Source organism: Actinomycetospora sp. (genome assembly GCF_036497245.1).
In the GTDB taxonomy this organism is placed as follows: domain Bacteria; phylum Actinomycetota; class Actinomycetes; order Mycobacteriales; family Pseudonocardiaceae; genus Actinomycetospora.
This window is the reverse complement of sequence record NZ_DASXJS010000130.1, coordinates 1-26,279: the sequence shown is the minus strand read 5'-3', so window position 1 is coordinate 26,279 and position 26,279 is coordinate 1. Positions and strand designations below refer to the sequence as shown.

Below are 26,279 nucleotides of genomic sequence, written 5' to 3'. Positions count from 1 at the left end.
CGCCGGCGACCACCGGGCGCTGCAGGGCGGAGACGATGCCGGACGTCACGGTCCCGGACAGGCCGAGCGGCGAGCCGACGGCGACGACGCCCTGCCCCACCTGGAGCTGGCTGGAGTCGCCGATGGAGACCGGGCTGAGGTTCGAGACGCCCTGCGCGCGGACGACGGCGAGGTCGGCGCTGGTGTCGGTGCCGACCACCTGGACGGCCGCCCGGTTGCCGTTCTGGAAGACCGCGGTGAGGCCCTGGGTCTCGCCGCCGGGAGCGGGGGCCTGGCCGCCCTCCTGACCGCCCTGCTGGCCGCCGTCGACCCCGCCGAGCGGCGACTGCTGCTGGGCGGCCTGGCCGGCCTCGAGGACGTGGGCGTTGGTCAGGATGAGGCCGTCGGCGGAGATGACGATGCCGGAGCCCTCACCGGAGGCGCCGCGCAGCTGCACGACGCTCGGCAGCACCTTCTGGGCGACCGACTCGACGGAGCCGGCGGGCGCGGGCGCGCCGGACGACGACGAGCTGGAGGAGCCGGCGAGCACCGAGCTCCCGCCGCCCGATCCGCCTGCGCTCGCGGCCTCGTAGCCGACGACGCCGCCGACCCCACCCGCGACGAGCAGCGCGGCCAGCGCGGCCGAGACGAGGACGACCGGGCTGCGCCGCCGTCGGCCACCTCCGCCGCCCGACCCGCCCGTGGGCCACTGCGAGGTCGGGGGCGGCCCCGACGGCGGTCCCGACGACGGCGACTGTCCCCAGCCGTCCTGGTGCTGGCCGGCGCCCCACGGCGTGCCGGTCTGCTCGGTCGGCTGGTCGGTCCGGGGCATCGTGGCGGTGCTGCCGGAGCCGTCACCGCCGGACGGTGCGGCCCACGGGTTCGGGGGGCTCTGGGGGGCTTCGTAGCGCACACCCGCGCTCGCGGACCCGTCGCGCGGGGCCGGGCCGGCGGAGTGGGCGGGTTCGCCGGGCTGTGCTGCCCGTGCGAACGGGTCCTGGTCGGTCATGGTGTCGAGCGTTCCCCTCGCGGCTGTGGGTGCCCTGCGGCTTGTCTGCAAAGTTCCTGAGATCGGGCGACCTCACACCCGCCGAGAAGCGGACATCAGGGGACGATCCCTGCTGAACGGGACACAGGCTGCGCACAGCCGGTCTCCAGCCCCCGGACATCGTGCCTGGCGACCCTGATCGCATGGCGTCCCCGGCCCGCCTCGGCCCGTCCACCCCCGACGACCCGGCCGTTCGCGACGCCCCGGCCGTGCGCGGTGGACGTCCCGGGACGGGGAGCGCCGCGGCGCCGGCCGGATCGCACGGCAGCACCCACAGGACGATCACAGGCGGGACCCACCGCCCGTCCACGTCCGACGCCGACGGTGAGGACATGACCGCAGCGCTCGCTCCCGACACCTCCGGTTCGGCCGGTGGTGGACCGCTCCCCGCCGTGCGCCCCTCCATCCGGGCCGCCATCGAGCCCGACGACACGACGCCGGTGCTCGACGTCGTCGTCCCCGTCCACAACGAGGAGCGGGACCTCGGTCCCTGCGTCGAGCGCCTCCACGCACACCTGTGCGAGGCCTTCCCCTACCGCTTCCGGATCACGGTCGCCGACAACGCCTCGACCGACCGCACCCTCGCCGTCGGGCGCGCCCTCGCCTCGCAGTACGACGAGGTCTCGGTGGTCCACCTCGACCAGAAGGGGCGGGGCCGCGCGCTGCAGGCCGTGTGGTCGGCGTCGGACGCGCCGGTGCTCGCGTACATGGACGTGGACCTCTCCACCGACCTGAACGCGCTGCTCCCGCTCGTCGCCCCGCTGATCTCGGGACACTCCGACCTCGCGATCGGCTCCCGGCTCTCCCGGACCTCGCGGGTGGTGCGCGGCGCCAAGCGGGAGATCATCTCCCGCTGCTACAACGTCATCCTCCGCGGCACGCTGCGCGCCCGGTTCTCCGACGCCCAGTGCGGGTTCAAGGCGATCCGGGCCGACGTGGCGGAGCGCCTGCTGCCGCTCGTCGAGGACACCGCGTGGTTCTTCGACACCGAGCTCCTGGTGCTCGCCGAGCGCTCCGGGCTGCGGATCCACGAGGTGCCGGTGGACTGGGTCGACGACCCGGACTCGCGGGTCGACGTCGTCTCCACCGCGGTGGCCGACCTCAAGGGTGTCGCCCGGGTCGGGAGGGCGCTCGCGACCGGTGCGCTGCCGGTCGCACAGCTGCGCCGCGAGCTCGGCCGGGCGGAGATCGTCGGCAGCCAGATGGCGGCGACCAGCGCCGACGAGACGGCGGGCGTCGCGCCCGGGATGACCGCCCAGGTCCTGCGCTTCGCGGTGATCGGCGTGATCTCCACGGTGGCGTTCCTGCTGCTGTACTCGCTGTTCCGCACGGCGATGCCGGCCCAGGTCTCGAACCTGTTCGCGCTGGTCATCACCGCCGTCGCGAACACCGCCGCGAACCGCCGGCTCACCTTCGGCATCCGCGGGCGCAGGCACGCGGGGCGCAGCCAGGTCGAGGGGCTCGTCGTGTTCGGGCTCGGCCTCGTGCTGACCTCCGGCTCGCTCGCCCTGCTCGACGTGGCGTCACCCGGCTCGAGCCACGCGACCGAGCTGGTGGTCCTGGTGATCGCGAACGCGGTCGCGACGCTGCTGCGGTTCGTCGCCTACCGCGCGTGGGTGTTCCACCCGCGTCGCCAGTCCGCCTAGGTCACCCACCCCCGCTGTCAGCGATGCGGCACCGCTGACACTGGACGTCAGTAGCTCCACATCCTCGATCCCGCCTGCGCTCCAGGAGCACCCAGCGCCATGAGCACCACCGCTGACGCCCCCGCGTCCGCCTCCCCCGACGACGAGCCGGTCACCGGGACCGTCGCCGCCCCCGCCGCGGCCACCGGAACCTCCTGGGTCCGGCGCGTGGTGCGCGGTCGCCCCGACGATCCCGCCTGGGTCCGGCCCACCTACTGGGTGCTCCTGGTCGCCACGGCGATCACCTACCTGTGGGACCTCGGCGCGTCCGGCTGGTCCAACTCCTTCTATGCGGCGGCCGTGCAGGCGGGCACCCAGTCTCCGAAGGCCTGGCTGTTCGGCGCCCTCGACGCGCCCGGCCTGATCACGGTCGACAAGCCGCCCGCCTCGCTCTGGGTGATGGCGCTCTCCGGCCGGATCTTCGGGTTCTCGACGTGGTCGATGCTCGCCCCCGAGGCGCTCATGGGGGTGGCGTGCGTGGCCCTGGTGTACGCGCTCGCCCGTCGCTGGTCCGGCCCGCGCACCGCGCTCGCGGCCGGCGCGCTGCTGGCGTTCATGCCCGCCGCCGCGCTGATGTTCACGTTCAACAACCCGGACGCCATGCTCGTGCTCTGCATGGTCGCCGCGGCGTACACGACGGTGCGCGCCGTCGACGCGGCAGGCACGAAGGCCGGCACGTGGTGGCTGGTCGCCGCGGGCGCACTCGTGGGGCTCGGGTTCCTCACCAAGCAGCTGCAGGTCGCGCTGGTCGTCCCCGCGCTCGCGCTGGTGTACCTGGTGGTGGCGCCGACGACGCTGCGGCGCCGGATCGGCGACCTCGTCGCCGCCGGGCTCGCGATCATCGTGTCGGCCGGCTGGTACGTGCTGCTGGTCCAGCTCTGGCCCGCGTCGTCGCGGCCCTACATCGGCGGCTCGACGGACAACTCGCTGCTCGAGCTGGCCCTGGGCTACAACGGCCTCGGTCGCATCCTCGGCGGTGAGGGCAACGGCGGCGGCGGCGGACGCCCCGGCGGTGGCGGCGCTCCCGGTGCGGCAGGCGGGGCGCCCGGCGCCGCGGGTGGGGTGCCGGGCGGTGCCGCGGGTGGGATGCCCGGCGGCCCCGGTGGTGCCGGCGGCATGCCCGGTGGCCCCGGCGGCGGTGGCGGTTTCGGGGGCTCGCCGAGTCCGTGGCGCATGCTCACCTCGGAGTTCGCCGGGAACGCGTCCTGGCTGCTGCCGGCGGGGGCCCTCGTGCTGGTCGCGGGCCTGTGGTTCGCCCGCAGGGCGCCCCGCACCGACCGGCCGCGCGCGCTGCTGCTGCTCGGCGGCGCCTGGATGCTCGTCCACGCCGTCGTGTTCTCCGCGATGAGCGGGACGATCCACCCGTACTACACGGTCGCGATGGTCCCGGGTGTCGCGATCACGGCGGCCGCCGGCGCCTCGATCCTCTGGCGCGAGCGGGCCCACCTCGCCGCCCGGATCGTGCTGGCCGTGTCCGTCGTCGGCACCGCCGCCTGGAGCGCCGTCGTGCTCACCCAGGCCGAGTGGGGCCTGTGGCTGCGCTGGGTCGTGATCGTCGCCGGTGTGCTCGGCGCGGTCGGGTTGCTCCTGCCGCGCCTCATGGCCCGGCGCGCCGTCGCCGTCGTCGTCGCCGTCCTGGCCCTCGTCGGGACCGTCGGGGCCTCCACCGCGTACGCCGCGGTGACCGCCGCGACCCCGCACTCCGGCTCGATCGTCTCCGCGGGCCCGAACGGCGGGATGGGCGGCGGCATGGGTGGCGGCGGCGCAGGCGGCCCCGGCGGCGCGGGCCGCGCCCAGGACGCCCGTGGTGGCCTGGCCGACCGGACGCGCGGCGCGGGTGGTGGGGGACCCGAGAGTGAACAGGCCTCGCCGCAGCTGGTCGCGCTGCTGCAGGGCGCGGGCACCCGCTGGGCGGCCGCGACGACCGGGTCGATGAACCAGGCCGGCCTGCAACTCGCGTCCGGCGTGCCGGTCATGCCGATGGGCGGCTTCATGGGCAGCGACCCGGCCCCGACCCTGGCGCAGTTCCAGGAGTACGTCGCGACCGGTCAGGTCCGGTACTTCGTCGAGGGCGGCGGCCCCGGCGGGGGCATGGGCGGTCCCGGCGGCGGCGGGGCTCCGGGGGCCCAGGCGCAGGGTGGCCGCGCCGGCGGTCCGATGAGCCGCGGCACGTCCGGCGAGATCACCGCCTGGGTGACCGGCCACTTCACGAAGATCGACGTCGGCGGACGCACCGTCTACGACCTCAGCCGTCCGCTGTCCTGACAGCGGTGCGAGCCGCCGCGGCGGTGTCCCTTCCCCCGAGGACGCCGCCGCGTCGGCGCGCCCGGGGCCCGACACCGATCCACAGACGGCACTCAGGAAGCATCCAGGATCGGACGGCACGATCAGTGACATGAGGTTCTCGCTGCGCTCGGGCCGGCACGCGGTCCCGCCGGTCCCGGGCCCACGGGCCTCCCGCGCCACCGGCTCCCGCGAGCAGCCGAGCGTCCCGGTGCCCGCCCAGCACCGTCCCGCCGACCACCCCAGCGGTCCGATGCCGGTCCCCGCACCCGCCGCCCGCCCCGACGACGCCCGCCTCGTCGACGACGATCCCGCCACGGTCGAGGTCGTGGCCTCCCGCTCCACCGCGCGGCTGCTGGAGACCGTGGCGCCCCGGACGTGGCGGATCGTCGCCACGGACCGGCCGTCGCACCACCCGTGCGTCGATTTCGTCGTGTTCGTCGAGCCCGCCCCGGCCCTCGTCGTGGACGTGATCGAGCGCCAGCCCGGCGCCGAGGTCGTCGTCCTGCTCGCGCGGAACGCCCCCACCAAGCGGATCGTCGCGATGCTCGACGCGGGGGTCTCGATCTGCCTGCGCGAGAGCCCCGCCCGCCTTGTGGCAGGGCACATGGTGGCGCGACGACGACGCGGTGGACCCCGCCGCCGGACACGGGTGTAAAGGGCGATGAACGAACTCGGCCGTCCGGTGTAACGCTTGACCGGTTCGCGTGCGATGCGTGGTCAACGGTCCCGCGGTGTAGCGGGACGGGAGACCGAGGAGCACGGGCCGATGAGGGCTGGCAGGGGCATTCGCACCGCAGCGGTGCTGATGGCGGGGCTGGTGGGAGCCGCGGTGCTCGCGCCGGGCATGGCGTTCGCGGCGGACACGCCGACCGCCTCCATCGAGTGCACGGGTGATCAGGTCCCGAACGCGGCCGGGACGGGCTGCGAGTCGAGCGGCAGTTCGTCGACGGACACGCCCACGCCCACGCCGACCACGACGACCCCCTCCACCGAGGAGTCGACGCCCTCGACGGGCGGGAGCGGCTCCACGTCGACGCCGGACTCCGGCACCGTGTCCTCGGGCGGCACCGTGTCGTCGGGCGGGACCGGCTCGCAGAGCGGGACCTCGTCGGACACGGGGACCTCGGGCTCCGCCGCGACCGCCGGTGACCCGTCCGCGGTCGAGCCGGCCGCGCCGGCCGCCCCGGCGGCGAAGGTCGCGGCGCCCCTCGTCGCCCTCGAGCCCGCCGACACCCTCGCCTCGGTCTCCGACGCCGCGTCGACGCTGGCCGGGACGACCGTCCCCGGCAGCACGATCACCGACGTCCTGGCGAACCTGCCGACCGGCAACCTCACCGGTCTCGGCACCATCCCGACGCTCCCGGACACGGGCCAGTTCGACAACGCCCAGGACACCTGCCTCTACCTCGCGAGCAAGGTGAACGCCCCGACCGGGTCGGAGGCGAGCCTCGGCGACCAGTTCAAGAGCTTCTGCGGCGGGCTCCCGTCGACCTCGACGGCGTCCCTGACCGATCTGATCACGGCCCTGACGAACCTGCTGAAGTCGCTGCAGGCGACCCCGGCCCCGTCGTCGGGGAACACCAGCACCACCGTGATCCACACCTCGTGGGGCTACCTGCCCACGTCGTACTGGGACCTGGACTGCGCCGACCTCAACTACGACGAGGCTCAGGCGGTCCTGGCGGCCGACCGCCACGACCCGAACCGCCTCGACGGTGACCACGACGGCATCGCCTGCGAGCGCAACTACCGCGACTACCACGAGGCCTGCGACGACTACCACGGTTACCCGGTCGGTGCCGTCGCGACCGGTGACTCCGCCCCCCTCGTCGCTCCCGCCCTCGGCGCGGCGCTGGCCGGGATGGCCCTGGCGACGGTGGCCGGCGCGAGCGGCGGCCGTCGTGAGGACGACGACGACCTCCCCGGGGCCGTCGACGAGACCGATGGCGCCGAGGACGGCGACCTCCTGACCGCCGGGGAGCGCTGACATGCCGGCATCCGGGACGCTCGAGCGCGACACGGACCCGACCGCGTCGGCCCCCGGCCGGGCCGCATCGCTGACCGGCAGGGTCGCCTCCGCGCTGACCGCACTGATCGTCATCGTGCTCGCCGGGGTCGTGCTCGGCGTCGTCGTGTCCGGCGGTGGCAGCCCGGCGCGGACCGGGAGCAAGACGGTCGCGGTGCCCGCGGGTGCCTCCACCGTGACGCTCCCGCTGTCCTCGGCGGCGCCGACCGGGATCGAGATCCCGGCGATCGCCCTGACCCGTAACTCGATCATGTCGCTCGGCTACAACGAGGACCTCTCGCTGCAGGTCCCGCCGGACGCGGCCACCGTCGGGTGGTTCTCCCGCGGCGCGGCGCCGGGGACGACCGGACCCGCGGTGTTCGCGTCGCACATCAACTACGGCGGGAAGAAGGGCGGCTTCGCGGACATCGCGCAGCTCGCCGCGGGCGACCAGGTCCTCGTCCACCGCGCGGACGGGACGTCGGTGGTGTTCGTGATCGACCGCGTCGACCGGGCGTCGAAGAAGTCCTTCCCGACGGCGGCCGTGTACGGGCCGACGACAGGTCCTGAGATCCGTCTCATCACCTGTGGCGGCACGTTCGACCCGTCGACCCGGAACTACGAGGACAACGTCATCGTCTTCGGGCACGCCACCCGGGCCTATCACGGCTGATCCACCGGTCGCACCGGGGCGGCTCTCACGGAATCATCAGGTTCAGCGTGGATCCTGGGATACATGACGTCCGCCGGAACGATCGCCTCGCGGCCCACCGTCCCGCTGCGTCCCCTCTCGACCGGGAGGGCACCGCAGCCGGGAGGGTGGGCCGCGCGCGTCGTCGTCGGGGTCCTGCTCGCCGCGGCGGGAGTGGCCGTGACCGCGGCGAGCTGGGCTCTGCTCGTGGCCGACGACCACGGACGCCGGGTCGACCACGCCGTCATGGTCGCGATGGAGCAGCGCTTCGCGTCGGTGCACTCCGAGATCCTCGACCTGCTGCACCTGGTGAGCGTCGTGTCGGTCGGCCTCGCGCTGGTCGTCGTCGCGGGGATCGCGGTCGTCCGGCGCCGGCCGGGCGCGGCGGTGGCAGGCATCGCCCTGGTGCTCCTGACCCAGGTGATGACCCAGGGCCTCAAGGACGTGCTGCCGCGTGAGGGGACCGCGGAGAACTCGCTGCCGAGCGGGCACGTCACCGTGATCACCGCGGTGGTCGTCGCGACGCTGCTGGTGCTGCCCGCGGCGCTGCGCCTGCTCGCGGGCGCCGCCGGTCTGGTCGTCGTCGCCGGGGCCTCGGTCGCCGTCATGGCGGCGGGCTGGCACCGGCCGGGCGACGTGCTCGCCGCGTTCGGAGTGGTCGCCACGGTCGGCGGCGCGCTGCTGCTCGTCGACGGGGTGCGGCGCGCGGTCGTCGGCAGCGGGGGGCCCGCCCCGCGCTGATCGACGGGATCGACGGGATCGACGGGATCGACGGGATCGACGATGTGGAGTGACTGACGCCCAGTGTCAGCGGCGCCGCATCGCTGACGCCCGGGGTCAGGCGGGCGCGTTCGCGTCCACGATGCGGATGCCGCCGAGTGAGCGCTCCCGCACCGCGCTCCACCCGCGGGCCCGCATCTCGCCGGACAGGTCGCCCGCCCCGAACAACCGCGCCTGTCCGAACCGGGCCAACGTCTCGGTGAACGGCCGGAGGATCCCGGGCGCGTGCGCCGGGACCGCGAGCGCCGCGGGCGCGCCGGGGCGCAGGACGCGAGCCATCTCCCCCAGCGCCGTGCCGAGGTCGGGGACCAGGTGCAGGCACAGCGAGCAGGACAGCGCGTCCACGCACCCGTCGCGCAGCGGCAGGTCCATCGCGTCGATGCGCGCGAAGTCGACGCACGCGAACGGCGTCGAGCGGGCCGCCCGCGCGAGCATCGGTTCCGACAGATCCGCGGCGATCACGAGGCCGTCCCGGCCGACCGCGCGCGCCAGCCGACGGGTCAGGGTCCCCGGTCCACAGGCGAGGTCGAGCACCGTCTCCCCGCCGCCGAGGCCCAGGCGCTCGTCGACCCGGTAGAAGGCGCGCAGATTCGCGCCGCCGACGAGGTCGGGCACCAGGCCCTCGACCCGGTCGCCGACCGCCAGGATCCCGTCGTAGCCGCCGGCGCCACCTTCGCTCTGCCAGGCGTCCTGCAGCCGCCCTCGCGCGCCGGGACTGCCGGCGACGAGGTCCAGCCACGGTCCGGTCGCGTCCGCGGGCGGCCGCTCGGCCAGGGCGAGCAGCCGCTCCCGGGCGGTCACGACGACGCTCCGCGCAGGGCGGCGAACTCCTCGACCACGAGATCGGCGAGCCGGGGGAGGTCCGGGATCAGCCGTGCGCACGACACCAGGCCGATGTCGACGGAACCGGCGTAGCTCTGCACCGTCATGTTGAGGCCCTGCCCGTCGACGATCGCCGAGACCGGGAAGTAGTGCCGTGCCCTCGCATCACCGATGTAGAGCGGCTCCCGGGGGCCGGGGACGTTCGAGATGACGACGTTGAACGGCAGCATCGCGTGGGTCGACCACCAGATGGTCGCGCGGCTGATCAGCGTGGACAGCGCGGGCGCCCCGAGGTCCGCTCCGTCGGGGGCGAGCCCGGCCGGGGTGAGGGCGAAGACGGCCTTCGCGGTCTCGAGGGACCGGTGGGCGACGGCGAGCCGATCGCGCGGGGCCGCCACGTCGGTCGGCAGCGACGCGACGGTGCCCGAGACCCGGTTGCTCCACGTGTCCGCCTCGTCGCCGGTGCGCAGCGACACCGGGATCATGGCGCTCAGCGGCTCGTCGGGCAGCGCCCCGTGCTCGAGCAGGTAGGTGCGCAGCGCACCGGCACAGGCCGCGACGACGACGTCGTTGATGGTCACGTCGTCGACGTCGGACCCCCGTGCGACCGCCTTGACCTCCGCCAGCGGCAACGACCGGTGGCTGAAGCGCCGGTACCGGCTGATCGGGGCGTTGAACGGCGTCGGCGGGGCGGGGGTGGCGGGCAGCCGGGGCACGGCGGCGTCGGGATCCCGCGTGCGTCCGAGGTTGAGCACGTCCCCGACGGGCCCGCGCAGGGACCGGCGCACGCGGTCCGCGAGGTCGATGACGGCGGGCTGGCGGGTGGCCGCGGCGACCTGCTGGCCGGCGCGGGCGGCGAGGAGCAGTGCGCGTCCGGGTCGGGCGAGCCCGTGCCACGCGGCGCGCCCGAGCATCCCGGTGGTCGACGGCGGGTCCTCCGCCTCCCAGTTCCCGGCGCCCGCCGGGCGCTCGGCGTCCGGGGCGTCGTCGAGCATCAGCGTGAGCAGCGTCGCGCCGGACGCCCCGTCGACAGCGGCGTGGTGGACCGTCGTCAGCAGCGCGAACCGGCCGTGCGGCGACTCCTCCGTCGGTGCGAGTCCCTCGATGACGTGGGAGACCCACAGCGGGTGGTCACGGTCCATCGGCCCCGCGACCAATCGGCCGACGAGCGTGTCGAGCTGGTCGTCGGTGCCCGGCGGGGGGACCGCGGTGTGGCGGACGTGGAAGTCGAGGTCGACGTCCTCGGAGACCCAGTAGGGGTGGTCGAGTCCGAGCGGCACCTCGACGAGGCGGCGGCGCAACGGTTCGAGCAGGTGCAGCCGGTCGGCGAGCTGCGCTCGCCAGGCGGTGTACGGGTCGGCGTCGGGGCGCGGCATGTCGAGGACGACGAGCTGACTGATGTGGGTGGCCTGGTGATCATCCTCGGCCTCCAGGAACGCCGCGTCCAGACCCGACAGCTGCTGCACCTGACTCCTCCTGACGGCCCGGATGCCCGGTGACGGCCGTCCGTGCCCGGCGCCGTCGCGCGGTGAGTCTGACCGGTCCGCGTGGTCTGGGCCACCTGACCACGATTCGTGATCAACAGTCACTGATCGTGAGTGCGAAGGTCACCTCGTCGGTCCCTCAAGAAATCCTCCGGTCACCCGTAACGGGAGCGTGATGGGCGCGTTGGATGCAGTGAGTGGTCATGCCGTCGTCTGTGCATGGCACCCGACGTCATTCGGGAGACGGCGGCAGCTCCCCCCGGAACACGAGGAGAGAAGGTCCATGGCCCGGTCCCGCCACGCCCTGCGCGTGCACCCGCTGCGGAGCAGGGGCGTCGTCGTCGGCGTCCCCGTGGCGGCGGCGGTCGCCTTCGGAGCCCACGCCGTCCTCGGTGTGACCCCCCTCTCGGATCACCAGGACACCCAGGCGTCGTCGAGTGCGCCGCGGGCCGGTGAGCCGGTCCAGTCGTACGGGCTCGCCCCGAGCCCACCGCCGACCACGCTCGGTCTGCTCTCCGCGCCGTCGACGACCCCCGCCGCGCCCGCCGCCTCGGATGCGTCGCACCCGTCCACCGCTGCGGGCTCGCAGACCTCGAAGGTCTCGGGATCGTCCACCGCGCAGCAGATCGCGGCTCCGGCCCGGAGCGTCCCGATCGCCCGCGCGGCGAGCGCACCGGCGCGGGCCTCGGCTCCGTCGATGATGAGCTTCGCGCCCGCTCCGGCCGTGGCCGCGAAGCCGGCGGCCGAGACCCACGACGCCGCCCCGCAGACCGTGCAGCGGGCCGCGGCCCCGGCGACCGGGGCCGCCCCGGAGCAGCACGGCTCCTCGGACGGGAAGCAGTCGTCGTCGGGCGGGGCGCTGCTCGGCGTGGACCTCGGAGTCGCGAAGGTCTCGGTGCTCTCCTTCGGGGGCTGATCGACACGACTCCCGGCGGGCGGGAAGATGCCGCGCCATGAGCAAGGCCCTCGACGAGCTCGTCGACGACGTGCTGGATCTCGAGGACATCGAGCGCGACATCTTCCGGGGACGCAGTCCCCAGGAGTCGCTGCTCCGGGTCTTCGGCGGACAGGTGGCGGCCCAGGCCATGGTGGCCGCGGGCCGGACGGTCCGCGAGGACCAGGTGGTGCACTCCCTGCACGGCTACTTCCTGCGCCCCGGTGACCCGTTCCGCCCGATCGTCTACGAGGTCGACCGCACCCGCGACGGGCGCTCCTTCACGACCCGGCGCGTCACCGCGGTCCAGCGCGGCGAGGCGATCTTCACGATGTCCGCGTCGTTCCAGGTGCCCGAGGAGGGCATCACCCACCAGGCCGAGATGCCCGCGACGCCCGGGCCGGACGGCCTGGACCGGCGCGACCGCCCGCCGGTGCCCGCGCCCCAGCCGGCCCACACCACCACCGGCCGCGCGCTGACCTGGCCGCTGGACGTCCGCTACGTCGACCACGCGCCGTGGGACGCCGCGGTCGCCCCCCAGGCCCGCAACCGCGTGTGGCTGCGCGCCGACGGGGAACTGCCGCCGCCCATGGACCCGCGCGGGCGGCTGCTGCACGCGTGCGTGCTGACCTACGCCAGCGACCTCACGCTCCTCGAGGCGGCCCTGCTGCCGCACGTCGAGGGTGGCGTGGCGTCGCGACAGGTGGACATCGCGAGCCTGGACCACGCGGTGTGGTTCCACCGGCCGTTCCGGGCCGACGACTGGCTGCTCTACGTCCAGGAGTCACCGAACGCGGGCGGCGGCCGCGGGCTCGCGACGGGCCGCCTGTTCACCGCCGAGGGGACGCTGGTGGCGTCGGTCGTGCAGGAGGGCCTGATCCGCCGCCGCCGTCGTTAGGCCAGCCCCCGCACCTGCCCCGCCCCCGGTGGCAGCAATGGTCCATTGCTGTCACCCGACGAGCGCACGGCGCCACTCACTCGTCAGCGGATCCGCCGGTCAGCGCCGCCACGGCCGCCGAGACCAGCTCGCGGGTGTCGCCGCGACGCCAGGCGACCGCGAGCTCGCACGGCCCGAGGTCGGGGACCGGGCGGCACACCACGTCCGGCCGGGCCAGCAACCGCGCGTTCCCCTCGGCGAGCAGGACCACACCGGTGCCCGAGGCCACCGCCTCGATCGCCCCCTCCGCGGTGTCGGCCTCCGTGGCCACCCGTGCCGGCGACGTCCGTTCCGCGGTCGCCAGCCAGAACTCCCGCAGCGCCCCGGCCGACCGCGGCAGCGCGACGAACGCCTCGTCGGCCAGGTCGGCCATCGTCACCTCGGGCCGCGACGCCAGCGGGTGGTCCGAGGCCATCGCCACCCACCGCGGCTCGCGCAGCAGCACCCGGGCTTCGACGTCGGGCGCGACCACCGGCAGCCACACGAACGCCACGTCAACGCTGCCGTCGGCGAGCCCACTGCTCGCGTCCGACCAGCTGACCAGCCGCACCTGCATGCTCGCGTCCCGCTCCCGGGTCGCCGCGAGCAGCCGGCGGGTGAGATCGCGGCCGACCGTCGTCTGGAGGCCCACCAGCAGCATCGGCGCCGACCCCGCCCGCCGGACCTCCTCGCGCACGCCGGCCCAGTCGGTCAGGAGGCGCCGTGCATGGGGGAGCAGCGCCTCGCCCTCCGGGGTGAGCGCGAGGCCCGCCGGGCCGCGGTCGAGCAACCGCACCCCGAGCCGGGTCTCCAGCGCGCGAACCTGCTTGGAGAGTGCGGGCTGCGAGACGAACAGGGCCTCGGCGGCCCGCGTGAAGCTCGCGGCGTCGGCGACCGCGACGAAGTAGCGCAGATCGCGCAGGTGCACGTCCCCCGCCGGCGAGGACGACCCCGGACGGCTCATGACCGATGGTTATCACAGCAGGTCTTGGACGCCCAGCCCGGCGCGGGCCGATGCTCGTCGGCATGACCGCACTGCCCACCCGCACCCTCGGCGACCTGACCGTGTCCGCGCTCGGCGTCGGCGCGATGGTGCTCTCGCCCGGCATGTACGGCGAGATCGACGACGCGACCGGCGGGGCCGCCCTGCGCGCCGCCGTGGAGGCGGGGGCGACGCTCGTCGACACCTCCGACGGCTACGGCGCCGACGGGCACAACGAGCGCCTCGTCGGCCGCGCCCTCGCCCCGGTCCGCGACGAGGTCGTGATCGCCACGAAGTTCGGGATGCGGATCCCCGCCGGCGAGCCCGGGCACCGGTTCCCCGTCGGCCTGGAGTTCGGCGAGCTCGCCGTCAACGCCGACCCGCGCCTGGTCCGCGGCTACGCCGAGCAGTCGTTGCGCGGGCTCGGCACCGACCGGATCGACCTCTACTACCCGCACTTCCCCGACCCGCAGGTCCCGATCGAGGACACCGTCGGCGCCGTCGCCGAGCTGATCGCGGCGGGGACGGTGCGCCACCTCGGCCTGTCGAACGTCGACGCCGCCACCCTGCGCCGCGCCCACGCGGTGCACCCGGTCAGCGCCGTCCAGACCCAGTGGGCGATGTGGCACCGGCCGGACCCCGACCTGCTCGAGGCGGCCGACGAGCTCGGTGTCGGGATCGTCGCGTGGAGCCCGCTGGGGAGCGGGTTCCTGACGGGCGCGGTGTCCGGTCTGGGCGAGGGCGACTTCCGCAACAACATCGACCGCTTCGCGCACCTGCAGGCCAACAACGACCGCTACGCCCCGGTCCGCTCCATCGCGGCCGAGCTGGGCGTCACCCCGGCCCAGCTCGCCCTGTCCTGGCTGCTCCACCAGCACCCGCACGTCGTCCCGATCCCGGGCAGTCGCACCACCACGCACATCGTCGAGAACCTCGACGCCGCCCGGGTGCGTCTCGGCGACGACGAGCTCGCCCGCGTCGACCGTGCGCTCGCCGGGTTCGTCCCCCGGGGCACCGTCGACGTGTTCGGGGGTGCGTCGTGACGACCGAGCGCGTGACACTGCGCAGCGGCGACGACGAGGTCGTCGGGACCCTCGTCCTGCCGGACGGTCCGCCCCGCGGCGCCGTCGTGGCGACCGGGCCGCTGACGTCGGTGAAGGAGCAGGCCTCGGGGGTCTACGCACACGCGGTCGCCGAGCGCGGCTGGGCGGGCCTCGCGATCGACCTCCGCCGGTTCGGCGAGAGCGGCGGCGAACCCCGGCAGATGGTCGACCCGGGGTCCGACGCGCAGGACGCCTCCGCCGCCGCGGCGTGGCTGGCGGAGCGTTTCCCCGGGCTGCCGGTCGCGGGGCTCGGGGTGTGCTTCGGCGCCGGGCCGATGGCGGTCGCCGTCGCCCGCGACCGACGGTTCGCGGCGTTCGCCGGGGTGGCGGGGGTCTACACCGACGGCGCGGCGGTCCGGGCGTCCATGGGCGCGGCGTACGAGGAGACCGTCGCGCGCGGGCGGGCCGCGGAGCGGCGCTGGCGGGACACGGGCGAGGCCGAGACGATCCCGGCCGTCGCGGCGGACGGCGAGTCGGGCGGGACCGAGGTCGCCATGCCGCTCGACGAGGCGTACGCGTTCTACGGCACCGCGCGCGGCGCGGTCCCGACCTACGTCAACGCCTTCGCCGTCGCCTCCTACGCGCACACGCTGCCCTTCGACGCGCAGGGCGCCGCGGCGACGATGGCCGTCCCCGCGATCGTCGTGCACTCCGAACGGGCCCTCGTCCCGCCCTGGGCGCACGCCTTCCACGACGCGCTGCCCGGGGCCCGACGCCAGGTGTGGCTGGAGTCGGCCGGACAGATCGACTTCTACGACGACCCGGCGCTGATCGGGCCTGCCGCCGACGCTGTCGTCGGGTTCCTCGACGAGGTCAGCGGCTGACGGCGGGCTCCCGGACGCCGTTGGACGACCGCGCCGGAGCGGCCTCGGTGGTCGGGAGCCCGAGGTCCGAGGCGCGCCCGAAGAACTCGTAGTCCTCGGGCCGGAAGTGCCGGGTCTCGGCCCAGTACCGGACGGTGAACCCGGGCCAGATGGTGCGGTTGACCCCGGCGGAGTCGAGGTACCAGCTGGTGCACCCGCCCCGGGTCCAGATGCCCTTGCGCAGCCGGTGCTGCACGCCCGCGTTCGACCGGGTCTGCACCGACGAGCGCACGTCCAGCCCGCTGCACCCGGCGTCGTGCACCGCGGCGATCGCCTGGGCCACGTACCGGGCCTGGCACTCGATCATGAACACGACGGAGTTGTGGCCCAGACCGGTGTTGGGCCCGAGCAGCAGGAACAGGTTCGGGAAGTCGGTGACGGTGATCCCGTGGTGGGTGCGCATGCCGTGCTCGCGCCACGTGCCGCGCAGCGTCCGGCCGTCGCGCCCGGTGATCTCGAGCCCGTCGAAGGCGTCGGTGACGTGGAAGCCGGTGCCGTGGACGATCACGTCGGCCGGGTGCTCGACGCCGTCGTGGTCGACGACGCCGGTCTCGGTCACCTCGGCGATGCCCGAGGTGACGACGTCGACCGTCGGGCGGGCGAGAGCGGGGTAGTAGTCGTTGGAGACGAGCACCCGCTTACAGCCCAGCGAGTAGCGCGGGGTCAGCCTCTCGACGAGCTCCGGGTCGGAGATGGCGTGCTCGATGTGCTTGCGGGCGAGCCACTCGGCGGGGCGCAGCAGCTCCGGGCGGCTCATGAACCCGATCGCCCGGGACTCGAGGGCGGCGTACATCGCGGCGCGGTAGGCACGGTGGACGCCCGGGACGCGGGCGAAGAGCGTCCGGCGCAGCGGGCCGATCGGGTGGTCGCCCTTGGGCAGCACCCACGGGGGCGTGCGCTGGAAGATCGTCACGTTCGCCGCGACCGGCGCGACCTGCGGGACGAACTGGACGGCGCTCGCCCCCGTCCCGACGACCGCGACCCGCTTGCCGCGCAGGTCGACGTCGTGACGCCACCGCGCGGAGTGGAACGTCTCGCCGCGGAAGCGCTCGGCGCCGGGCAGGGACGGGGTCGAGGGCAGGTGCAGTGCGCCGACCCCGGACACCAGGAACCGGCAGCGGTACCGGCCGGTGGTCGTGTGGACCGTCCACGTCCGGGACTCCTCGTCCCAGGTCGCCCCGGTCATCTCGGTGGAGAAGCGCACGCGGCGGCGCAGGTCGTGGGCGTCGGCGACCCGCTCGAGGTAGGCCCGGATCTCCGGTTGCGGCGAGTACGAGCGCGACCAGGACGGGTTGAGGTCGGTGGAGAGTGAGTACATGTGCGACGGGATGTCGCACGCGCACCCGGGGTAGGTGTTGTCCCGCCAGGTGCCACCGACGCCCGCCGAGGCGGGCGACTTCTCCAGGAGCACGACGTCGTGGATCCCGGTCCGCGCCAGGGCCAGGGCCTGGCCGAGACCGGCGAACCCGGTCCCGACGACGACGACCTCGTGGAACTCCGGGTCGGTTCCGGTTGCCTCAGGCACGGGCCGTCTCCCTCGACGTCGTGACCGGCTCCGTGACGGTGGCGGCCTCGAGCAGACCCTGCAGGTGCGCGGCCACCTCCTGGGAGCGCTCGAACGTGATCATGTGGCCGGCGCCCGGCAGGACGACGAGCTCGGCGTCGGGCAGCGCCGCGGCGATGGTGCGGGCGTGGTCGGGCGGGCAGAGCCGGTCCCGGGTGCCGACCAGGACCACCGTCGGGACGCCCCGCATCGACGCGAGCGAGGACGTGCGCCGGTGCTCGGCGATCGACGCGCGGAAGGCGGCGACGGCGACCGGGTCGGCGGCGAAGGTCTGCTCGGCCACCGAGAGCACGTCGGCGCGCCGGGGACGGCGGCCGAAGACCAGGGCCCGCACCAGCGGGGCCAGCGTGGTGGACCGCGCGCGCGGACCGCTGCCGTCGGGATCGGCACGGTGGATCGGTGCGCGGTTGCCGACCGAGGCCAGCCACGGCATGACGACCTGCTCCCCGCGGGCGATGAAGACCCCGCGCCGTCCCCGGACGCCGAGGGTCATGTCGGCCATGTCGTCGCTCGCGGTGGCGACGAACCCGGCACCCGCCACCCGCTCGCGCACCAGGTCGGGGTGCCGCTCCGCGAGCGCCATGAGCGTCATGCCGCCCATCGAGTGCCCGGCCAGCACGACCCGGCCCTCGACGTGGTCGCGCAGGATCGCCGCGAGGTCGTCCGCGGCCCGGCCGACCGTGGCGCCGCCGGGCCCCGGGGACTCCGAGCCCCCGTGGCCGCGGTGGTCGTAGCGCAGGATCGGCACGGTCACGCCGGCGGCCCGGAGGTCGGACACCACGCGGTCCCAGGTGCGCAGATCCTGCGACCAGCCGTGCGCGAGGACGAGCGTCGGCTCGCCCGGCCGCGCGGTGCCCGACCGCGCGACCCGCAGGGTGATCCCCGTGGCGAGCCGCAGCGGGCCGATGTCTTCGCTCGTCATCACGTCTCCAGCAGGAAGGACTTCTCCCACAGTGCCCGCCCGGGGCCGGCGATCATCCCGGCCTCGTCGAGGAACCCCATGATCTTCTCTCCGCCGAAGTGGATCATCTCGCGGTGGTGCGGGTTCGCGAGGGCCGCGCGGCGCCCCTCCCTGGGGTCGATCCCGACGGCGGCGTAGACCTTCGGGTTGATCAGGCTGCGCACCACGAAGGCCGAGGTGAACGCGCACATGAACCGCTGGTAGGCGAGCTCGGGGCGGGAGAGCTCGGCGAGTCCGCGGGTCACCTCGTCGCGGGCGAAGGCGACGTGGCGCGCCTCCTCCATGATGTGGATGCGGTTGACCTGGCGCATGAGCGGCTGGATCGAGTCGTCGTTCGCCTGCTCGCGCTGCAGCCGGTCGAGCACCTCCTCGGCGACGAGGATCGACGCGTACGCCGCCGGGCCCCAGTTGACCACCGAGAACAGCTTGCCCAGCTGGTGGACGAACGGCGCGGCCCCGTAGGGCTCGACGCCGGCCCGGCGGACCAGGCGGGCGAACATCTGCGAGTGGCGGCACTCGTCGGCGACCTCGGTGAGCGCCCACTGCGCGCGCTCGGTCGTCGGGTCGTCGGCGTAGAAGTCCTTGAGCAGGCGCTGCATGAGCAGCGTCTCGAACCAGAGCCCGACGCTGGCGACGCTGCACGCCTCGTGCTTGCCGAGCTCGATGCGCTGCTCGGGGGTCATCCGGTCCCAGAGCCCGGTGCCGTAGAGCGACACCCGGTGCTCCGGCATCCAGAGCGCGCCGTCGACGAGCGGGGCCTCCCAGTCGATGTCGACGTCCGGGTCGTAGGACTTCTTCGCCGCGGAGCGCAACAGACGCCCGGCAGTGGCGTTCGCGTCGCCCTGTCCGGCGCGGGAGCTCCCGGTGGTCCTCGTGGTCGTCGGCGCCGTCATGGCGATCGTCCTCCCGGGTCGCGATGGCGGGGGCGGTACACGCTGTATCCCCAACTTGATGTACGTCTTACCGTTGGTAACTGTAACTGGTGGTAGCGTGCCGACCCATGGCGGAGGGTGTCAAGCCGAGAGCGGGGGGTAAGCCCCCACCTCGTGACGGGCGTCGCACCCGTTGGACGAAGCACCGCGAGGAGCGCCGCGCGGAGTTCGTCGAGGCGGCGATGCGGGTGCTCGCGGACGTGGGCCCGGAGTTCGGGATCGAGCAGGTGGCCGTCGAGGCCGGCGTCACCAAGCCGGTGCTCTACCGCCACTTCTCGGACAAGGCCGACCTGGTCGAGGCGATCGGCGAGCGGGCCACGGCCATCCTGCTGGACCGGCTGATCCCGGCCCTGAACTCGGAGGAGGCCCCGCTCCCGCGCATCCGCAAGTCGATCGACGCGGTGCTGGGGACCTTCGAGGAGTTCCCGAACCTCTACTGGGTCCTGGCCCGGCACGGGCACGGCCAGGAGGTCGTCAAGGCGGACAAGGAGATCATCGCGACGGCGCTCTCGGCGCTGCTCGGTGACTACCTGCGCGCGTTCGGCCTGGACTCCGGCGCCGCCGAGCCGTGGGCCTACGGCGTCGTCGGGTTCGTCCAGAACACCGCGGAGTGGTGGCTGGAGCGGCGCTCGATGAGCCGCGACTCCGTCACCGAGTACCTGACGACGTTGGTCTGGGCGGCCATCGACGGGTTCGCGCGGCAGCGCGACGTCGTGATCGACCCGAACGTCCCGCTGGAGATCAACCGGGTGATCCAGCTGTCGCACCAGGTCACCGACAGAGCATCCGACCGTCCGACGGGAACCGACGCCGAGCCAGGGAGCGAGCAGCGATGACGCAACCGACCGACGAGCACAGCCACACCGACCACGACGACGAGGACGGCTACCGCGGCCCGGCCTCGTTGCGCCTGGAGAGCCGGGACGCCGACCCCCTCGAGGTCGAGGTGACCCTGCGCGGGCACTTCGAGCCGCTCGACGGCCGCTATCACTGGTACGGGCGCGTGGCGGTCCACGCCGGCCTCGAGTCCGCGCTCGGCGGGAAGAAGGCGACGGCGCTGCTGACCACCCCGCACGGCGAGGCGGTCGGGGAGCTCTCGGACGTCGACCCGTGGGGCCGCTACCGGATCGTCGGGACGAGCACGCCGCCGTTCGCGGTGGGTGCCCCGGAGGACCTCACCGAGGAGGAGATCTCGTGACCGCCGACCGCGACGGCGTCCTCTCGGCCATCGCGACCCCGGAGCGCGCGGTCGCCGACATCGGCGGGCTCATCGGCGACACGGTCGCGTTCGGGCCCGTGACCGCCGGGCCGGGCGGGATGGCGACGGCGCGCGGGGTCGGCGTCGTCGGGCGGCTCCGCGGCAGGCGCGGGTCCGGTCCCGGCAGCGCCGAGGTCCACGTGCCGGTGCAGCTCGACGTCTCGGTGGAGATCGGCACGCAGACCGTGCCGGTCGAGGCGCGGATGACCGTGCGCATCGGTCTGCAGGCCTGCCTCGCGCCGGAGGGCGACCACATCGTCGTCGAGGTCGACGAGATCGGGCCCGGCGACATCGCGCTCGAGACGCACGCGCGCGGGGTCGGCGGTGTGTTCGTCCGGCGCCTGGGCAACCTCGACGCCGAGATCCGCCACCACGTGATCGGCTACGTGACCGACCTGCTCACCACGCCCGAGGCGCGCGAGCTGCGGTTCATCGCGCTCGACGAGGGCGAGGAGACGGCGTAGGTGCCTCCGGCTCGTGAGCACTTTCCGGGGCTATGACACCAGAAAGTGCTCACGAGCGCGGAGCGCACCTATTTGCGTATCAGGCCCATCAGGTGCTCGCGGTGGACCACCTTCACGCGCGGACGCCCGCCGCCCTCGCCCGCGGTGCGCTCGTGCGCGTCGATGGCCTCCCAGCCGTCGAGGTCCACGAGGTCCGCGCAGCGACCCGAGAGCCACTCCTCGACGTCCCCGGCCTCGGGGATCGTGGCGTCCTCGCGGGCGCCCGTGGCGAGGTCGGCGAGCAGGCCCCGCACCGTCTCGTTGGCGTCCTTGCGGTTCGTGCCGATGATCCCGCTGGGGCCGCGCTTGATCCACCCGACGACGTACTCGCGGTCGCGTCCCTCGATGCGTCCCTCGGTGTGCGGGATGGTCCCCGACCCGTCGTCGAACGGCACGCCCGGGAGCGCCACGCCGCGGTAGCCGACGGCCCGGAGCACGAGCCCGCACTCGACGGTCTCCCGCTCGCCGGTGTCCACCGGCCGCACCCGTCCGTCGTCGTCGGCCTCGAGGCGGTTGATCGCGAGCTCGACCCCGCGGACCGGCCCGTCCTCGCCGTCGCCCACGATCGCCACCGGGGAGCGCAGGAACCGGAACTCCATCCGCCGCTGCGCGCTCTCGTCGGGACCGGCCTCCGCCCAGCCCCGCAGGAGCTCGACGTTGCGCCGGATCGCCTTGGGAAGGTTCTCGTCGCCGGCGGCGTCGGGCATCTGCGCGGGGTCGACGACGGGGGTCAGCCCGTCGATGTGGTCGAGCTCGCGCAGCTCGGTGGTGGTGAACGCCGCCTCGACCGGGCCGCGGCGTCCGCAGACGACCACCTCGTGCACTCCCGACGCGGCGAACGCCTCGATCGCGTGGTCGGCGGTGTCGGTGGCGCGCAGGTCGTCGTCGGGGAGCAGGAGCATGCGGGCGACGTCGAGCGCGACGTTCCCGGCGCCGATGACGACGGCGCGCTCGGCCGCCAGGTCGGGGTCCAGGCCCACGTAGTCCGGGTGGCCGTTGTACCAACCGACGAAGTCCACGGAGGCGTGGCTGCCGGGGCGGTCCTCGCCGGGGATCCCGAGACGCCGCTCGGTCTGCGAACCGACCGCGTAGATGATCGCGTCGTAGCGCTCCAGCAGTTCCTCGACGCTCACGTCCTCGCCGAGACAGACGTGGCCGAAGAACCGGAACCCGGGGCGGGCGGCGATCTGCTCGTACTGCCCGCTCACCGACTTGATCTTGGGGTGGTCGGGGGCGACCCCGGCGCGGACGAGTCCCCACGGCGTGGCGAGCCGGTCGAACATGTCCACGCGCACCGGCGGATCGGTCGAGTCCAGCAGCGCCCCTGCCGCGTAGAACCCGGAGGGCCCAGATCCGACGATCGCTACGGCATGCGTCCTCATGGGGCGATCCTGTCGGAGGTCACGACTGGGCGCACCCTCGCCCGCCGCGCGGGCCGCCGGAGCGCGCCACGCCGACGATCGCGTGAGCCCTCTACGACGGCGCGTCGGAAAAGGGCCCTCCATCGAGTCATCACTCCATGTGGCAACTGCACTGCAGAGCCGCGGGACCTCGGCCGACGATGCTCCTGATGATCGAAACAGGACGGCTCGCCCTCGACGGCGACGACAGCTGGAACCCCGGGCCGTGGCGTACGGACGCCTGGCGCCGGGGGCGGGACGTCCTCGACGACTACGACGACGACCGGGTGCTCTCCGAGGAGCTCGCGGACGAGCTCGCCAGCGAGCTCGCCGGACGCGTGGTCGGTTCCCGCAGGCACCGCGAGGCGGCGCGGCCCTGGCGCTCCGGGGTCCTCGCCGGCAGCGGGGTCGAGGGCCGGGCGCCGCGCCGGATCCGCCCGCGGCTGACGCTGGTGACGGGCGGACGGCGCGACTGACCGATCAGCGCCTCACGGCCGCCAGGACCAGGTAGGTGAGCTCGGCGCCGGCCATCGAGAACCGGTGCCGGAAGCGACGGCGGACGACGACGGTGGTGTCGTCGAACCCGGCGAGCATGGTGTCCACGTCGGCGACGTCGTGGTCGCCGGTCTCGGGGCCGCCGTCCTTGAGGGTCAGCGCGAGCACCGAGCCGGGCGGGAACGTCGACCACAGCTCACCCAGCGCGTCGACCGGGACGTGACCCTCGCCGACCGCGCCCGCCGCGACGAGCGCGGTCAGGTGCTCCTCGCGCACCAGCCGGGCCACCTCGGCGCCGTCGAGCCGCTCGCCGACGAGGTAGTGCGCGTACATCCCCGGCCGGTCGCGGTGCGCGGCGTCGCGGGCCTCTCCGATGCCGTCGGCCCCCACCACGACGGTCACCCCGCGGGCGACCATCTCCTCGCCGACCACGCCGTTGCCCGCCCCGAGGTCGAAGGCGCGCAGGTCGCCGGGCGCGGTCCCGACCGTCGCGCCCGCCTCGATCAGGGCGTCGGCGACGGTCGCGGGTGAGGCGCACTGCAGACGCTGCTGCACGACCTCCTCGTAGAGCCCCGGCACCGAGTAGACCGTCGCGTAGTCGTGGAGCACGACCTCGCGGGTCTCGTCGCCGTGGTGGAGGACGAACCGTTCCTCGCCCTGTCGGCGGCCGGGCGAGGAATCCAGTTCGACGGTGAACGGGGCGGTCATCGGGCTCCTCGCGCAGCGGGTGACGGTGGCGTGCGACCGGGGTCACGATCGCGGGAGGCTCATCGTTCCGGCACAACCTCCGAACGGACAGGTGATGTGTCGTTGCTCCCCAAGTCTTTTCCGTGCGGCTCCCGGGCGGTCACCCTCGGTGCGTGCGCCACGCGTCGCCGAGGACGCCGTGCACAGCAGTTCGGACGACCGCCTCCCCCGTCGCTCCAGCTCGGGGCGCCCGGGCAGCGGTCCCGACGAAGGAGGCCTCCCATGAGCACTCCGATCCCCGGTGCCTTCACCGACGCCCCGACCTGGGACGCCGAGCGCGTCCCCTCCCGCGGCCCCAATGAGGCGGTCGCGGCCCTGATGCGGCCCGGCGCCTCGCCCCGCGCCGCCGACGTCTCGACGGAGGACCGCGAGCACGCCGCCACCGTCGTCGCGCATCTGCTGCACCGCGAGTGTGCCGAGTGGAGCTGGACGACCCACCAGCCGGAAGTCCACCGCGCCGACGCCCGGCGCATCGTCGGCGCGCTCTGCCGGGAGGGCTGGTCGCCCGCGGCCTGAGCGGATCCCCTCCCCCTGCGCGGGTGGCCTGTCCCTCACGGGGACTCGTGCAGAGACGAAAGCCATTACGCTGATGCACCGTTCGGCGCAGACGCGGACGCACTTCGGCGGTGTCCACCTGCGAACGGGGAGGGGACGTCGTGGCGACGTGGGACGTCGACGGCCGGCAGGTCCGGGAGTCGAGCCGCCGGTCCGGCGCGGTCTGGACGTGGCAGTCCGACAGCGCTCAACCCATCGAGTACGAGATCGAATGGGTCCAGGAGAAGGACATCTTTCTCTACGGCACCCGGGTGCGCCCCGGAGGTTGGAACGTGAGCCGCCTCGATCCGGGCGTGTGGACCAACGACGGGACCATCGAAGGGGCCCGCGAGGTCGTCGAGCGGCGGATCCCGACGATGCCGTGCTGAACGCCTGACCCCCGGGCGCGGTGGTCTCCCGGATGGGATCCTCGCCGCGTGGACTCGCCCTGGGCCTGTGTCGTGTGGGACCTCGACGGCACGCTGCTCCAGCGCGGCCGCGGGTGGCCCGTCGACGGCGTCGAGGCCGTGCTCTGGGCATGGTGTGCGGCAGGAGTCGAGATGGCCGTCGCGACCTCCGCGTCGACCGCCCAGGCCCGCCGGGTCGTCGACGGGCTCGGGTGGTCGGACTGGTTCGGCCACGTCGCCGGCTCCGGGCCGGGGGCGGACGGGAAGGACGCCGTCCTCGCCGAGGCGCTCCTCGGCCTCGGCCGGGTGCTGCCCGAGGGCGCTCGCGGCGCCGCGATGGTCGGCGACTCCCCGGCCGACATGTGGGCGGCGCGCGTCCACGGACTGACCGCGGTCGGCGTCACCTGGAGCGGTACCCCCGCGGACGCGCTCGCCGACGCCGACCTGCTCTGGCCCCGCCCCGACGCGGCCTGGCACCCGCCGTCGTGACCCCGGCACTGCCCCGGGAGCCCGGCGGCGGGACGACGGGCCGGTGGGTGGTCCACCTCGACCTGGACTCGTTCTTCGCCTCCGCCGAGCAGCTCACGCGCCCCACGCTGCGGGGTCGTGCCGTCCTCGTCGGCGGGCTCGGGCCGCGCGGGATCGTCGCCGGCGCGTCCGGCGAGGCGAAGGCCTGCGGCGCCCGCTCGGCGATGCCGATGGCGCAGGCGCGGCGGCGCTGCCCGCACGCGGTGGCGCTCCCGGGCCGCACGGCGGTCTACCGGACGCTCTCGGAGGCCTTCTTCGGTGTGGTGCGCTCGGCGGCGCCGGTGCTGGAGCAGGTGGCCTACGACGAGACCTTCGTCGAGCCCGCCGCTCTGGCCGGGGCTTCCGAGGACGACGTGGTGGCCTGGGCGGAGAAGGTCCGCGCGGAGGTGCGCGCGGTCACGGGACTCGCGGTGTCGGTCGGGGCGGGTGCGGGCAAGCAGGTCGCGAAGATCGCCTCCGGGCTCGCGAAGCCGGACGGGGTGCACGTCGTCGCGCACGGCGGCGAGCGGGCACTGCTCGACCCGCTCCCGGTGCGCGCGCTGTGGGGGATCGGGCCGGTGGCGGAGACGACGCTCGCCCGGGCCGGGGTCACGACGGTGGCCGCGCTGGCGGCGCTGGAGCTCGTCGAGGTGACGGCCCTGCTCGGCTCGGCCGTCGGCACCGGGCTGCACCGGCTGGCCCGGGGGATCGACGACCGCGCCGTCACCGAGCGGGGCGAGGCGAAACAGGTCAGCGCCGAGACGACCTTCGACACCGACCTCTCCGACGTCGTCGCGGTGCGGCGCGCGGTCGCCGAGCTCGCCGGGTCGGCGCACCGGCGGCTGGTGGCCTCACGGCGGGCGGCGCGGACGGTCACGGTGAAGGTCCGCGGCGGCGACTTCGCCACGCACACCCGCTCGGAGACGACGGCGGTGGCCTCGACCGACCTCCCCACGCTCACCGAGACCGCCCAGCGGCTCGCGGTCGCCGCCCTGCCCGACGCGGGCGTGCGGCTGGTGGGCGTGTCCTACGCGGGGCTCACCACGGAGGTGCAGGGATCGCTCTTCGACGACGGGGTGGAGCGGCTCGTCGAGGACGCCGCCGTCGAGGACCCGGACACCGGCGCACTACGCCCCGTCGTCACGTCGGAGGCCCCGGTGGAGGACGACGGCCTGGCGGGCGAGGAGTCCGACGCCGCGGCCGACCCCGACCGCGCCTGGCGGACCGGGGACGACGTCGCGCACCCCGGGCACGGGCACGGCTGGGTGCAGGGAGCCGGGCACGGGCGGGTCACCGTCCGGTTCGAGACGCGCACGACGGGTGCGGGGCGGGCGGTCACCTTCGCGAGCGACGATCCGGAGCTGTCCCGTGCCGATCCGCTGGTGTCGCTGAC

27 protein-coding genes are annotated in these 26,279 nt (G+C 74.6%); 18 read left to right on the top strand and 9 right to left on the bottom strand.

Annotated features, from left to right (window positions below):
* Positions 1-988 (bottom strand): S1C family serine protease (locus VGI02_RS13405; RefSeq protein WP_331627883.1); only part of this gene is annotated, 988 nt, incomplete at its 3' end.
* A 371-nt stretch (positions 989-1,359) separates the two neighbouring features.
* Here VGI02_RS13405 and VGI02_RS13400 point away from each other — a divergent pair.
* From VGI02_RS13400 to VGI02_RS13375, 6 genes are all read left to right on the top strand, one after another.
* Positions 1,360-2,673, top strand: a complete 1,314-nt coding sequence (locus VGI02_RS13400; protein WP_331627882.1) for a bifunctional glycosyltransferase family 2/GtrA family protein — start codon at positions 1,360-1,362, stop codon at positions 2,671-2,673.
* Positions 2,674-2,772: 99 nt separating this feature from the next.
* A complete protein-coding gene (locus VGI02_RS13395) occupies positions 2,773-4,977 on the top strand; it encodes a glycosyltransferase family 39 protein (protein WP_331627881.1) in 2,205 nt (734 codons plus the stop codon).
* Positions 4,978-5,107: 130 nt separating this feature from the next.
* Positions 5,108-5,653, top strand: coding sequence for a hypothetical protein (locus VGI02_RS13390; protein ID WP_331627880.1), 546 nt, complete (start codon positions 5,108-5,110; stop codon positions 5,651-5,653).
* 111 nt (positions 5,654-5,764) lie between these two features.
* A complete protein-coding gene (locus tag VGI02_RS13385; protein ID WP_331627879.1) occupies positions 5,765-6,985 on the top strand; it encodes an excalibur calcium-binding domain-containing protein in 1,221 nt (406 codons plus the stop codon).
* Position 6,986: 1 nt separating this feature from the next.
* Positions 6,987-7,676, top strand: a complete 690-nt coding sequence (locus VGI02_RS13380; RefSeq protein WP_331627878.1) for a sortase domain-containing protein — start codon at positions 6,987-6,989, stop codon at positions 7,674-7,676.
* A 63-nt stretch (positions 7,677-7,739) separates the two neighbouring features.
* Positions 7,740-8,435 (top strand): phosphatase PAP2 family protein, encoded by a 696-nt coding sequence (locus tag VGI02_RS13375; protein ID WP_331627877.1) that lies wholly within the window; start codon positions 7,740-7,742, stop codon positions 8,433-8,435.
* A gap of 96 nt (positions 8,436-8,531) precedes the next feature.
* Here VGI02_RS13375 and VGI02_RS13370 read toward each other — a convergent pair whose 3' ends face one another.
* Entirely contained in the window at positions 8,532-9,275 is a 744-nt protein-coding gene (locus tag VGI02_RS13370; RefSeq protein WP_331627876.1) for a methyltransferase domain-containing protein, read from the bottom strand.
* Positions 9,272-10,762, bottom strand: a complete 1,491-nt coding sequence (locus VGI02_RS13365; RefSeq protein ID WP_331627875.1) for a wax ester/triacylglycerol synthase family O-acyltransferase — start codon at positions 10,760-10,762, stop codon at positions 9,272-9,274. Before VGI02_RS13365 ends, VGI02_RS13370 begins: the two co-directional genes overlap by 4 nt.
* A 301-nt stretch (positions 10,763-11,063) precedes the next feature.
* Between VGI02_RS13365 and VGI02_RS13360 the strand changes: the two genes are divergently transcribed.
* Both VGI02_RS13360 and VGI02_RS13355 read left to right on the top strand, forming a co-directional pair.
* Positions 11,064-11,696 (top strand): hypothetical protein, encoded by a 633-nt coding sequence (locus VGI02_RS13360; protein WP_331627874.1) that lies wholly within the window; start codon positions 11,064-11,066, stop codon positions 11,694-11,696.
* A 37-nt stretch (positions 11,697-11,733) separates the two neighbouring features.
* The gene (locus VGI02_RS13355) at positions 11,734-12,612 is read left to right on the top strand and encodes an acyl-CoA thioesterase (protein WP_331627873.1); all 879 of its coding nucleotides are present in this window, start codon (positions 11,734-11,736) and stop codon (positions 12,610-12,612) included.
* Positions 12,613-12,688: 76 nt separating this feature from the next.
* On the opposite strand, the gene VGI02_RS13350 is transcribed toward VGI02_RS13355, so the two are convergent.
* Positions 12,689-13,594 carry a LysR family transcriptional regulator gene (locus VGI02_RS13350; RefSeq protein ID WP_331627872.1) on the bottom strand — a complete coding sequence of 302 codons (906 nt, stop codon included), beginning with the start codon at positions 13,592-13,594 and terminating at the stop codon, positions 12,689-12,691.
* A 62-nt stretch (positions 13,595-13,656) separates the two neighbouring features.
* On the opposite strand from VGI02_RS13350, the gene VGI02_RS13345 reads away from it, so the two are divergent.
* Both VGI02_RS13345 and VGI02_RS13340 read left to right on the top strand, forming a co-directional pair.
* Complete coding sequence (locus VGI02_RS13345) at positions 13,657-14,655, top strand: aldo/keto reductase (RefSeq protein ID WP_331627871.1); 999 nt, start codon at positions 13,657-13,659, stop codon at positions 14,653-14,655.
* Entirely contained in the window at positions 14,652-15,539 is an 888-nt protein-coding gene (locus tag VGI02_RS13340) for an alpha/beta hydrolase (RefSeq protein ID WP_331627870.1), read from the top strand. Before VGI02_RS13345 ends, VGI02_RS13340 begins: the two co-directional genes overlap by 4 nt.
* On the opposite strand, the gene VGI02_RS13335 is transcribed toward VGI02_RS13340, so the two are convergent.
* Genes VGI02_RS13335 through VGI02_RS13325 form a run of 3 tightly spaced genes read right to left on the bottom strand, consistent with a single transcriptional unit; the run spans position 15,529 to position 18,996 of the window.
* A complete protein-coding gene (locus VGI02_RS13335) occupies positions 15,529-17,103 on the bottom strand; it encodes a flavin-containing monooxygenase (RefSeq protein WP_331627869.1) in 1,575 nt (524 codons plus the stop codon). The two genes, VGI02_RS13340 and VGI02_RS13335, sit on opposite strands and share 11 nt — an antisense overlap.
* On the bottom strand, positions 17,096-18,064 hold the full coding sequence (locus tag VGI02_RS13330; protein ID WP_331627868.1) for an alpha/beta fold hydrolase: 969 nt from the start codon (positions 18,062-18,064) through the stop codon (positions 17,096-17,098). The genes VGI02_RS13335 and VGI02_RS13330 overlap by 8 nt, the downstream gene beginning before the upstream one ends.
* A complete protein-coding gene (locus VGI02_RS13325; protein ID WP_331627867.1) occupies positions 18,064-18,996 on the bottom strand; it encodes an AurF N-oxygenase family protein in 933 nt (310 codons plus the stop codon). The genes VGI02_RS13330 and VGI02_RS13325 overlap by 1 nt, the downstream gene beginning before the upstream one ends.
* 107 nt (positions 18,997-19,103) lie before the next feature.
* On the opposite strand from VGI02_RS13325, the gene VGI02_RS13320 reads away from it, so the two are divergent.
* Genes VGI02_RS13320 through VGI02_RS13310 form a run of 3 tightly spaced genes read left to right on the top strand, consistent with a single transcriptional unit; the run spans position 19,104 to position 20,757 of the window.
* A complete protein-coding gene (locus VGI02_RS13320) occupies positions 19,104-19,871 on the top strand; it encodes a TetR family transcriptional regulator (protein ID WP_331627866.1) in 768 nt (255 codons plus the stop codon).
* The gene (locus VGI02_RS13315) at positions 19,868-20,233 is read left to right on the top strand and encodes a DUF4873 domain-containing protein (protein WP_331627864.1); all 366 of its coding nucleotides are present in this window, start codon (positions 19,868-19,870) and stop codon (positions 20,231-20,233) included. Before VGI02_RS13320 ends, VGI02_RS13315 begins: the two co-directional genes overlap by 4 nt.
* Positions 20,230-20,757: a hypothetical protein gene (locus tag VGI02_RS13310; protein WP_331627863.1), complete on the top strand. Its 528-nt coding sequence runs from the start codon at positions 20,230-20,232 to the stop codon at positions 20,755-20,757. The genes VGI02_RS13315 and VGI02_RS13310 overlap by 4 nt, the downstream gene beginning before the upstream one ends.
* Before the next feature lie 68 nt (positions 20,758-20,825).
* On the opposite strand, the gene VGI02_RS13305 is transcribed toward VGI02_RS13310, so the two are convergent.
* Complete coding sequence (locus tag VGI02_RS13305) at positions 20,826-22,178, bottom strand: FAD-dependent oxidoreductase (protein WP_331627862.1); 1,353 nt, start codon at positions 22,176-22,178, stop codon at positions 20,826-20,828.
* A 188-nt stretch (positions 22,179-22,366) separates the two neighbouring features.
* Between VGI02_RS13305 and VGI02_RS13300 the strand changes: the two genes are divergently transcribed.
* A complete protein-coding gene (locus tag VGI02_RS13300) occupies positions 22,367-22,672 on the top strand; it encodes a hypothetical protein (RefSeq protein ID WP_331627861.1) in 306 nt (101 codons plus the stop codon).
* 4 nt (positions 22,673-22,676) lie between these two features.
* Here VGI02_RS13300 and VGI02_RS13295 read toward each other — a convergent pair whose 3' ends face one another.
* Positions 22,677-23,399, bottom strand: coding sequence for a class I SAM-dependent methyltransferase (locus VGI02_RS13295; protein ID WP_331627860.1), 723 nt, complete (start codon positions 23,397-23,399; stop codon positions 22,677-22,679).
* A 261-nt stretch (positions 23,400-23,660) separates the two neighbouring features.
* On the opposite strand from VGI02_RS13295, the gene VGI02_RS13290 reads away from it, so the two are divergent.
* The 4 genes from VGI02_RS13290 to VGI02_RS13275 all read left to right on the top strand — a co-directional run.
* A complete protein-coding gene (locus VGI02_RS13290) occupies positions 23,661-23,954 on the top strand; it encodes a hypothetical protein (protein WP_331627859.1) in 294 nt (97 codons plus the stop codon).
* A gap of 140 nt (positions 23,955-24,094) precedes the next feature.
* The gene (locus tag VGI02_RS13285; RefSeq protein WP_331627858.1) at positions 24,095-24,361 is read left to right on the top strand and encodes a hypothetical protein; all 267 of its coding nucleotides are present in this window, start codon (positions 24,095-24,097) and stop codon (positions 24,359-24,361) included.
* A gap of 48 nt (positions 24,362-24,409) precedes the next feature.
* On the top strand, positions 24,410-24,868 hold the full coding sequence (locus VGI02_RS13280; RefSeq protein WP_331627857.1) for an HAD family hydrolase: 459 nt from the start codon (positions 24,410-24,412) through the stop codon (positions 24,866-24,868).
* A partial coding sequence (locus VGI02_RS13275) for a DNA polymerase IV (protein ID WP_414638258.1) occupies positions 24,865-26,279 on the top strand: 1,415 nt, incomplete at its 3' end. The genes VGI02_RS13280 and VGI02_RS13275, both read left to right, overlap by 4 nt.